This window comes from Stenotrophomonas sp. P5_A8 (assembly GCF_056400545.1).
The window spans coordinates 1-9,639 of record NZ_JBFULB010000146.1 but is presented as its reverse complement, the minus strand read 5'-3'; the positions used below and the strand labels follow the sequence as shown (position 1 = coordinate 9,639).

Below are 9,639 nucleotides of genomic sequence, written 5' to 3'. Positions count from 1 at the left end.
CTCCTCGGGTGCCCAGGTTCCAGGGGAGCCGGCCAGCGGCCGGCACTACCCGGGGTGCTGCTCGAGCTGGCGTTCGCTCGCGAACTGCCGTGGCGCCCCGCTCAACGGATCGACAAACGCCAACCCCTGCGCCAACAACTGCAGCGGCGCTTCGACCTCCTCCGGCCCCACCCTGCACAGCTGCGGATACAGATCGTCGCCCACGATCGGCGCACCCAACGCGGCCATGTGCACGCGCAGCTGGTGCTTGCGCCCGGTTTCGGGCTGCAGCCGGTAGTGCCAGATCGGGCCGTCGGCATACAGCACCTCGATCCGCGTCCGCGCATTCGGCTCCCCGGGCGCTTCGTCCATGCGGAAGAACGGATCGCCCGGCACCAGTCGGCTGTGCCGCTCCAGCGGGAACGTCAGCGCGGGCAGCGCGGGCGCCAGCGCCTGGTAGGTCTTGTGGATGCGCCGCTCGCGGAACAGGCGCTGGTAGGCGTCGCGCGTGGCCGGCCGGGTCGAGAACAGCACCAGCCCGGCGGTGAGCCGGTCCAGCCGGTGCAGCGGCACCAGCTCGGCGTTGCCGGTGCGCGCGACCAGGCGCGCCAGCAGCGTTTCCCGCACATGCCCCCCGGCCGGCGTGACCGGCAGGAAATGCGGCTTGTCGGCCACCAGCAGGTCCGCATCCCGATAGAGAATGGATTCGAGGAACGGAATCGCCGGCTCGTCGGCCACCTCGCGGAAATACAGGATCTCCAGCCCTACCTGCCACGGCCGGTCCGGCGCCAGCGCCCTGCCCTGCGCATCCTGCACCCGCCCGCGCGCGAACCGGCTCTCCCACTGCGCCCGCTCGATGCGCGGGAAGCGCGCGCACAGCCCGTCCAGCAGGCTCGCCCACTCGCCCGGCGGCAGTTGCAGGCGGCTGGCGGCGATGGCGCTGGGAATCGGATCGGACGGGGTCATGGCACACCCATTATCATGGCGCTCTTTGTTTACGGTATCCCCATGGCCCTCACCGCCACCATCCGCAAGGCCGAACTGCAGATCAGCGACATGGATCGCGGCTATTACGCCAGCCATACGCTGACCCTGGCCCAGCATCCGTCCGAGACCGATGACCGCTTGATGGTGCGGCTGCTGACGTTCGCGCTGAACGCCGACGACCGCCTGGAATTCGGCCGTGGCCTGAGCGTGGACGACGAGCCGGACCTGTGGCGCCGTGATTACACCGGCGACATCGAGCTGTGGATCGAGCTGGGACAGCCGGACGAATCGCGCCTGCGCAAGGCCGCCGGCCGCGCGCGCGCGGTGCAGCTGGTCACCTATGGTGGCCGCGCGGCCGATATCTGGTGGGACCGCAACGCCTCGGCGCTGAAGAAGCTGTCCGGGCTGGACGTGATGGACCTGCCCGGTGAGTTCGTCACCGAATGGGGCGCGCAGATCGAACGCACGATGCAATGGGACGTGCAGATCCAGGACGGCGAAGTGCAGCTGACATCCGACAAGGCCCAGCTCAGCGTCATCCCCACCTGGCGCAAGCAGAAAGCGCAGGCGTGAGTGTGATCCGCTGCGACGTGCTGGTCATCGGGGCCGGTGCGGCCGGGCTGATGTGCGCGCTCACGGCGGGCCAGCGCGGACGCATCGTGCAGGTGATCGACCATGCCAACAAGGTCGGCAAGAAGATCCTGATGTCCGGCGGTGGCCGCTGCAATTTCACCAACACCGGCACCGCCCCGGCCAACTTCCTCTCGGCCAACCCGCACTTCTGCAAGTCGGCACTGGCGCGCTACACGCCCTGGCACTTCATCGAGATGGTCGAGCGCCACGGCATCGCCTACCACGAGAAGGAACTGGGCCAGCTGTTCTGCGACATCTCCTCCAAGCAGATCGTGCGCATGCTGATGGACGAGTGCCAGGCCGCCGGCGTCCAGGTGCGCACCGATTGCGCGGTGACCAAGGTCGAACGCGGCGCCGACGGCTTCCACGTGCAGACCGCACAGGGGCATTTCCATGCGGCCTCGCTGGTGGTGGCCACCGGCGGGCTCTCCATCCCCAGCCTGGGCGCGAGCGGCTTCGGCTATGAGCTGGCCCGCCAGTTCGGCCACGAGGTGCTGCCCACCCGCGCCGGGCTGGTGCCCCTCACCTTGAGCGGCAAGCACCAGGAACGTTTCAACGACCTCAGCGGCGTGGCGCTGCCGATTACCGCCCGCTGCAACAACGTGGAATTCCGCAACTCGATGCTGATTACCCACCGCGGCATCAGTGGCCCGGCGATCCTGCAGATCTCCTCGTTCTGGGAGCCCGGCGACGACCTGCGCCTGGACCTGCTGCCGGGCCAGGACGCGGACGCCTGGTTGCGCCGGATGAAGGCCGAGCGCGGCGCGGCCGAGCTGCGCACGGTGCTGTCGGAGGTGCTGCCGCGGCGGCTGGCGCTGCGCCTGTGCGAGCACTGGCTGCCGGACCGCCCGGTCAAGCAGATCGACGAACCGCAGCTGCGCGAGGCGGCCGCCCTGTTGCAGGGCTTTCCGTTGGTGGCCAGCGGCACCGAGGGCTACCGCACCGCCGAAGTCACCCTGGGCGGGGTGGACACCCGCAAGGTGTCTTCCAGCACCTTTGAATCGCAGTTGGTCCCCGGCCTGCACTTCGTGGGGGAAGTGCTGGACGTGACCGGCTGGCTGGGCGGCTACAACTTCCAGTGGGCCTGGGCCAGCGGCCATGCCGCCGGCCAGGTGGTCTGACCATCGCGTGGATCCGTGACCGGCTACCGTCTGCCGCATGGACGTATCCACACGCATCGTGTATCAAGTTTGCAGTCCGGGGAGTAGTGAATGCAGAACGCGAATGACATCACCGTCCGCCTGCTGATCGTGGATGACAGCGGGGAAAACGCTGAAACCATCGTCAGCACGCTGCGCAACAGCGGCATCGCCGTGCGCCCGGCGCGCCCGCAGCACAGCGAGGAGCTGGCCCAGATCCTGGGCAGCCAGCCGATCGACCTGGTGCTCGTCGCCCCCGCGCAGAGCATCCCGCTGCTGCAGGTGACCCAGCAGATCGCGGCCAGCGGCAAGGACATCCCGATGATCCTGCTGGCCGAATCGATCGATGAGAACGAGTGGGTCGAAGCCGGTGCCAACGGCATCCGTGCGATCGCCCTGCGCAACCGCCCCGAACACCTGCTGGCGGTGGTGCGCAACGAGTGGACCGACCTGCACGCGCGCCGTGGGCTGCGCCGCATCGAGGCGCAGATGCGCGAGACCGAGCGTCGCTGCGATGCGCTGATTTCCTCCTCGCGCGACCCGATCGCCTACGTCCATGAAGGCATGCACATCCGCGCCAACGAGGCGTACCTGGAGATGTTCGGCTACGACTCCTTCGACGACGTGGAAGGCATCTCGCTGCTGGACATGGTCGCCCCGCAGCACGTGGACGGCTTCAAGCAGCTGCTGAAGTCGATGAGCAAGGGCGAGGCGCCGCCGCCGCAGTACCAGGTGGACGCGCGCAACCAGGATGGCGCGGTGTTCGCGGCGACCATGGAGTTCACCCAGGCCAGCTATGAAGGCGAATCCTGCCTGCAGGTGGTGTTCCGCCGCCGGCGCATGGAGTTCGACCCGGAGCTGGCCCGCGAGGTCGAAGACCTGCGCCAGCGCGACCAGGTCACCGGCCTGCTCAACCGCCCCACCTTCATGCTGCATGTCGAAAACGCCGTCGCCCAGGCCGGCCGCAGCGAGGGCCAGTTCGGCCTGCTGCTGATCGAACCGGACCACTACGCACGGCTGCTGCCGGACATCGGGCTGGATTCGGCCGATGCGTTGATCGGCGCGCTGGGCCGGGTGCTGGCCGACAGCGTGGGCGAGCAGGCCCAGGTTGCCCGCTTCGGCGAACACAGCTTCGCGGTGCTGACCGAAGGCGCCTACGCGCAGACCGTGGCACTGGCCGATCAGATCCGCGAGGCCTTCGCCGCGCAGGTGTTCAGCATCGGCGAACGTTCGGCCACGGTCACCGTCAGCATCGGCGGCGTGCAGGTCGGCGAGAAGATCGCCAGCATCGGCCAGGTCCTGGCGCGTGCCACCGAATGCCAGCAGGCGGCGTCCGAACTGGGCAACACCACCCGCATCTTCGATCCGGCCGCGGTCGATCGGGTTGAGGAAGAGCGCATCCAGCGCTGGGTCGCGCGCATCCGCGAGGCACTGGCCGGCGATGGCTTCCAGCTGCACTACCAGCCGGCACTGAACCTGCAGGGCGAACCGCTGGAACTGTACGAGGCCTACCTGCGCCTGGAAAACAACGGCGAGCTGCTCAGCCCGACCGCGTTCCTGGGCATCGCCGAAGAGCACGGCCTGCTGGCCGACATCAACCGCTGGGTCGTGGCCCATGCGATCGGTGTGCTCGGCCAGCGCGAGCGTGCCGGCAAGCCGACCTACATGATGGTCAAGATCACCCCGGAATCGTTCAACGACCCGCAGATGATCGCCACCCTGCGCCGCGAACTGCAGGCGCACGGCGTACCGGGCGAGCGGTTGTGGCTGCACGCCCCGGAAGCCAAGGTGTTCACCCACCTGCGCAACGCCCAGCAGTTCCTCGCCGAGGTGGCGCCGCTGGGGTGCCAGATCGGGCTGGAGCAGTTCGGCTCGGGGCTGGACTCGTTCCAGCTGCTGGCGCATTTCCAGCCGCAGTTCCTCAAGCTGGACCGCGACTTCACCCGCGATGTCGCCAGCACCCGCGAGCACAGCGAGAAGATCAGCGAAATCACCGCGCGCGCGCAGTCGGCCAACATCCGCACCATCGCCGAGTTCGTCGCCGATGCCAACTCGATGAGCCTGCTGTTCAGTGCCGGGGTGGACTACGTGCAGGGCGAATTCGTCGGCACGGCCGGTCCGGCGATGGACTTCGATTTCGCCTGATGCCGGGTCACGGCCCGCCGTCGTGACCGGCCGCTAACGGGAGGCAAGCAAGCCGCGCAGCAGCAGATCAAGCGCGGCCTGTGCGTGCGTCAGTCGTTCCGACGCCCCGGGTCCCTCGGCAATCCAGAACGCCGCTTCGGCGAGGCTGCCGTATATCAGCGAAGCCAGCGCCTGCGGGCTGGCGTCCGCCACCACGCCAAGGCGCATGAGATTTTCGAGCAGGGCCTGCATCGAGGCGACGCAATGGCGCTGCGCTTCCGGTGATGCGCCGCCCAGGACCGCACGCGCATCGCGTAGCACGATGCGTTGGATGTCCGGCTCCAGGGCCATCTCCAGGTAGGCATGGCAGCGGCTGCGAAAGCCTTCCCACGGATCGGCAGCCGTGGCCGAAATCGTCTGTAGTCGGACATCCATCGCGGTATCCAGCTGCGCCACCACGGCCTGCAGCAATCCCTTTTTGTCGCCGAAGTGGTGGTAAAGCGCGCCACGGGTGAGCCCTGCCTGCGCGGTCAGATCGTCCATCGAGGCGTCGRCATAGCCATGCGTGGTGAATACCGCATGCGCGGTGGCCAACAGGGCGGCGCGGGTCTCTTGCATCTCGGCACGGGTGCGGCGGGCCATCCGGTCAACTCCTTACATACGGTTCGTATGTTTATTTACATTCACAACGTATGTATATAGGATTTTATTCATACGCGTCGTATGTATGCGCATGAACCCGTGCCGGCCGATGGCGCAATCCTGGAGAACGTTGATGCTTGCCCCTTACCGAACGCTGTTTGCCGCCCCCGGAACGGGGCGCTTCGTCCTGGCCGGCCTGCTGGCGCGACTGCCCCTGCCGATGACCGGTATCGGCATCATCACTCTGCTCGCGCAACTGCGCGGCAGCTATGCCCTTGCCGGCACCGTGGCGGCCGCGTTCGTCCTCACCTACGCGCTGCTCTCGCCACAGATCTCGCGCCAGGTGGACCGCCACGGGCAATCGCGCGTGCTGCCGGTCGCCGCGACGGTCAGTGTGCTGGGCATGGCGCTGCTGCTCGCCGCGGCCGCGCGGCACGCACCGGCATGGACGCTGTTTGCCGGCGCGGTGCTGGCCGGGTGCATGCCAAGCATGTCGGCGATGGTGCGCGCGCGCTGGGCCGCGATGTTCCGGGGGCAACCACGTCTGCAAACCGCTTACTCGCTCGAAACCGTGCTGGATGAAGTGACCTTCATTGCCGGTCCGCCGCTGGCGGTAGGACTGTCGGTGGCGATCGATCCGCTGGCGGGCCTGTTCGCCGCCGCCGTGCTGCTGGCGCTCGGCGTCACCGCGCTGACCGTGCAGCGTGGCAGCGAACCGCCGCTGCAGCCGGTTGACCCGGGCGACCGCCACGGGTCGGCGATCAGCGTGGGGAACGTGCGCCTGCTGGCGCTGCTGATGGTCGCGATGGGCGTCATTGTCGGTACGGTGGACATCACCAGTGTCGCCTTCGCCAACCAGCGCGGCGTTCCCGCCACCGCCAGCGTGGTGTTGTCCGCCTATGCACTGGGCTCGTGCGTGGCGGGGCTGTTGTTCGGTGCGGTCACACTGCATTGGCCACTGCGTCGGCTGCTGTTGCTGGGTGGCATGGCGACCGCACTGTCCACCCTGCCCCTGCTGCGGGTGGACAGCGTCGCTGCGCTTGCGGTGGCCGTGCTGGTGGCTGGAGTGTGCTTCGCTCCGACCATGATCGTAGCRATGTCGATCGTAGAGCGGCTCGTGCCTGCGCACCGGCTGACCGAAGGCATGACCTGGCTGCTGGCCGGGCTCAACGTGGGCGTGGCGATAGGCGCGGCAAGCGCCGGCCAGCTCGTGGATATCGGCGGTGCGCGCGCCGCATTCGTCGTCGCCGTCGCTGGCGCTGCCATGGTGGCGCTCACTGCGCTGTGGGCGCATCAGCGCCTCCCCGCGCAGACGCGCGACGCAAGCGACGCCGCCGCAACGACCCCCTCCCTTTCTGCAGGATCCGAACGATGAACAGGCTTCCCGGTGCGCATCCGCATGCACCACGCGCGTGGTTGGCGGTTGTTGCCGCCGCCCTGGCCACCTTCGCGGTGGTGACCACCGAAATGCTGCCGGTAGGGCTGTTGACCGATATCGCCCAGCACCTGGACACCAGCACCGGCACGGTGGGGCTGACCCTCTCGCTGCCTGCGCTGCTGGCGGCCCTGTTCGCGCCGATCGTGGTGATCAGCGCCGGGGGTATTGACCGACGCTGGATCCTGGCGGGGCTGCTGGCCCTGCTGGTGACCGCCAACCTGGCCTCGGCGCTGGCGGCGGACATCCGCTGGTTGCTCGCCGCGCGGATCCTGGTCGGGTTCTGCATGGGGGGCATCTGGGCCATCGCCGGCGGCCTGGCTGCCCGGCTGGTGCCGGCCGAACGCGTGGGGCTGGCCACGTCGATCATCTTCGGCGGCGTCGCGGCGGCATCGGTGCTGGGCGTGCCGCTGGGGACTTGGATCGGCGACCTGGCCGGCTGGCGATGGGCCTTCGCCGCGATGGCGCTGTTCAGTGCAGCGGTATTGGTCCTGCATCTCGTGGCGATGCCCACACTGTCGGTAACGTCTTCCCCTACCCTGCACCAGTTGCGCGGGCAGCTGGGCAACCGGGCGTTGCAGGCAGGACTGCTGCTCACGTTGCTGCTGGTCGGTGGGCATTTCATGACCTTCACCTTCGTGCGGCCGCTACTGGTCAGCATGGCCGGCGTGGATCCACGCTGGGTTGGCGCAGTGCTGTTCGGCTACGGCATCGCGGGCATCGTCGGCAATTTCATCGCCGGCACCGCGGCGGCCCATCGCCCCGCAGCCACGATCACCGCCATTGCGATGGGCCTGTTGCTCACCCCGCTCCTGTACCTCACCCTCGGCGACACCGCAGCCGGCGGCACGGCCGTGCTTCTGGTCTGGGGGCTGGCCTATGGCGGGGTGTCGGTTGGCCTGATGACATGGGTGATACGGGCCGCGCCGCAGGCCGTTGAAATTGCCAGCGCGCTCTATGTCGGCGTGTTCAACGTGGGCATCGCGCTGGGATCGTGGAGCGGTGGTCAGCTGGTGGACGGGCTTGGGTTGACCGCCGTGCTTTGGTTGTCGGCCGGCTGTGCCGGCGCCGCGCTGATGCTGGCGTTGGTGCTCACGGCAGGCGGGCGCCGCGCTGGAACTGAAACGACAAACGCCGGGTAATCCCGGCGTTTGCAGTGCAACCCACGCGTGCCTGTTCGGGCACGCCGGATCAGGCCATCTCGACCAGGTTCGGAATCTTCACGTCGGTGGCGACGTCGGCGTCGTAATCCACGCCTTCCACGCCAAACCCGAACAGGCGCAGGAACTCCGCCTTGTAACCGGCCAGGTCGCTGATCTCGTACAGGTTCTCGTTGGTCACCTGCGGCCACAGCGCGACGACTTCGCCCTGCACCTCCAGCGCCATTTCCTTGTAATCCGCGCGCAGGCGACCGGCCTCGTCGATCAGTTCGACCTTGCGACCGCCGTCGGCAACCAGGTCATGGCGCAGGCGCTCGATCGCCGTGCCCGCGTCCTTGCCGCCGTAGAGAATGTCGTACAGCGTATCGAGCTGTTCGATGCAGCCCTCGTGGGTGCCCTTGGCCTTCATGACCTTGAACAGCAGCGACAGGTACAGCGGCATGGTCGGAATGGCTGAGCTGGCCTGGGTGACCACGGCCTTGAGCACCGACACGCGCGCGTCGCCGCCGATCTTCTCCAGCTTCGCGCGCAGGCCCAGCACCTTGGTGTCCAGGTCCTTCTTGGCCGCGCCGATCGAGCCGTTCCAGTAGATGGCCTGGGTGATCTCTTCGCCGACATAGGTGAAGGCGGTGGTCGTGGCGCCTTCCGCCAGCACGCCGGCCTCCAGCAGCGCATCGATCCACATCTGCCAGTCTTCGCCGCCCATGACCGCGACCGTACCGGCGACTTCTTCCGGGCTGGCCGGTTGGATCGTGGTTTCGGTGATCACTTCSTTGTCGGTATCCAGCCCGCGCAGGGTGATCGGCGCGCCGATCGGCTTGAGCGTGGAGCTGATCACTTCGCCGGTCTTGGGATGCTTGCGGCGCGGTGCGGCCAGGCTGTACACGACCTGGTCGACCTGGCCCAGGTCCTGCTTGATCAGCTCGATGACCTTGGCCTTGACCTCATCGGAGAACGCATCRCCGTTGACGCTCTTGGCGTACAGGCCAGCCTGTTCGGCGTACTTGTGGAAAGCGGCGGTGTTGTACCAGCCGGCGGTGCCGGGCTTGGTTTCGGTACCCGGGCGCTCGAAGAACACGCCGAGGGTGGCCGCATCGCTGCCGAAGGCGGCGGTGATGCGCGCTGCCAGGCCGTAGCCGGTGGATGCACCCAGCACCAGGACCTTCTTCGGGCCGTTGGCAATCTTCGGCTTGGACTGGATGTACTCGATCTGCTGCTTGACGGCCGCATCGCAGCCGACAGGATGGGTGGTGACGCAGATGAAGCCGCGCACACGCGGTTTGATGACCATGGAGACCTCGATTGACTGGCGCAGGCCGGGCCTGCGCGATGAAAAGGGGCAACGCGCGCCACCGTGGCGGCTGCGCGAACGCAAGGGATCGTAGTGCGCGGGGGCGCGTTGTACAACCGACGGGGGTGTATGGCGGGCCGTTTGTCACTGCGTTTGCGAGGGACGGGATGGGTTTGGCAGGACGCGCCGTAAACCCGTCCGTGGGGGCTCGCGGGCGCCATCCAGTGCGTCCTACGCTCCTGCCAACCC

General features: G+C 67.9%; 8 protein-coding genes. 5 read left to right on the top strand and 3 right to left on the bottom strand.

Translation table 11 applies throughout. The features are described 5' to 3' along the window. Positions 1-45: 45 nt before the first annotated feature. A complete protein-coding gene (locus tag AC1DQP_RS11815; protein WP_457319368.1) occupies positions 46-945 on the bottom strand; it encodes a pseudouridine synthase in 900 nt (299 codons plus the stop codon). A gap of 42 nt (positions 946-987) precedes the next feature. On the opposite strand from AC1DQP_RS11815, the gene AC1DQP_RS11810 reads away from it, so the two are divergent. The 3 genes from AC1DQP_RS11810 to AC1DQP_RS11800 all read left to right on the top strand — a co-directional run bounded on the left by AC1DQP_RS11810 (position 988) and on the right by AC1DQP_RS11800 (position 4,883). Beyond that, entirely contained in the window at positions 988-1,539 is a 552-nt protein-coding gene (locus tag AC1DQP_RS11810) for a YaeQ family protein (RefSeq protein WP_256773990.1), read from the top strand. Next, positions 1,536-2,720, top strand: a complete 1,185-nt coding sequence (locus AC1DQP_RS11805) for a BaiN/RdsA family NAD(P)/FAD-dependent oxidoreductase (protein WP_457319367.1) — start codon at positions 1,536-1,538, stop codon at positions 2,718-2,720. Before AC1DQP_RS11810 ends, AC1DQP_RS11805 begins: the two co-directional genes overlap by 4 nt. 90 nt (positions 2,721-2,810) lie before the next feature. Next, positions 2,811-4,883 (top strand): EAL domain-containing response regulator, encoded by a 2,073-nt coding sequence (locus AC1DQP_RS11800; RefSeq protein WP_457319366.1) that lies wholly within the window; start codon positions 2,811-2,813, stop codon positions 4,881-4,883. Positions 4,884-4,916: 33 nt separating this feature from the next. Here AC1DQP_RS11800 and AC1DQP_RS11795 read toward each other — a convergent pair whose 3' ends face one another. After that, positions 4,917-5,504 (bottom strand): TetR/AcrR family transcriptional regulator, encoded by a 588-nt coding sequence (locus AC1DQP_RS11795; RefSeq protein WP_478051651.1) that lies wholly within the window; start codon positions 5,502-5,504, stop codon positions 4,917-4,919. Between the two features lie 133 nt (positions 5,505-5,637). On the opposite strand from AC1DQP_RS11795, the gene AC1DQP_RS11790 reads away from it, so the two are divergent. Both AC1DQP_RS11790 and AC1DQP_RS11785 read left to right on the top strand, forming a co-directional pair. Beyond that, on the top strand, positions 5,638-6,879 hold the full coding sequence (locus AC1DQP_RS11790; RefSeq protein WP_478051650.1) for an MFS transporter: 1,242 nt from the start codon (positions 5,638-5,640) through the stop codon (positions 6,877-6,879). Continuing rightward, positions 6,876-8,081: an MFS transporter gene (locus AC1DQP_RS11785; RefSeq protein WP_457319363.1), complete on the top strand. Its 1,206-nt coding sequence runs from the start codon at positions 6,876-6,878 to the stop codon at positions 8,079-8,081. The genes AC1DQP_RS11790 and AC1DQP_RS11785 overlap by 4 nt, the downstream gene beginning before the upstream one ends. 49 nt (positions 8,082-8,130) lie before the next feature. Here the strand turns inward: AC1DQP_RS11785 and fabV are convergent, their stop codons facing one another. Beyond that, positions 8,131-9,390: an enoyl-ACP reductase FabV gene (fabV, locus tag AC1DQP_RS11780; RefSeq protein WP_478051649.1), complete on the bottom strand. Its 1,260-nt coding sequence runs from the start codon at positions 9,388-9,390 to the stop codon at positions 8,131-8,133. Positions 9,391-9,639: the final 249 nt, after the last annotated feature.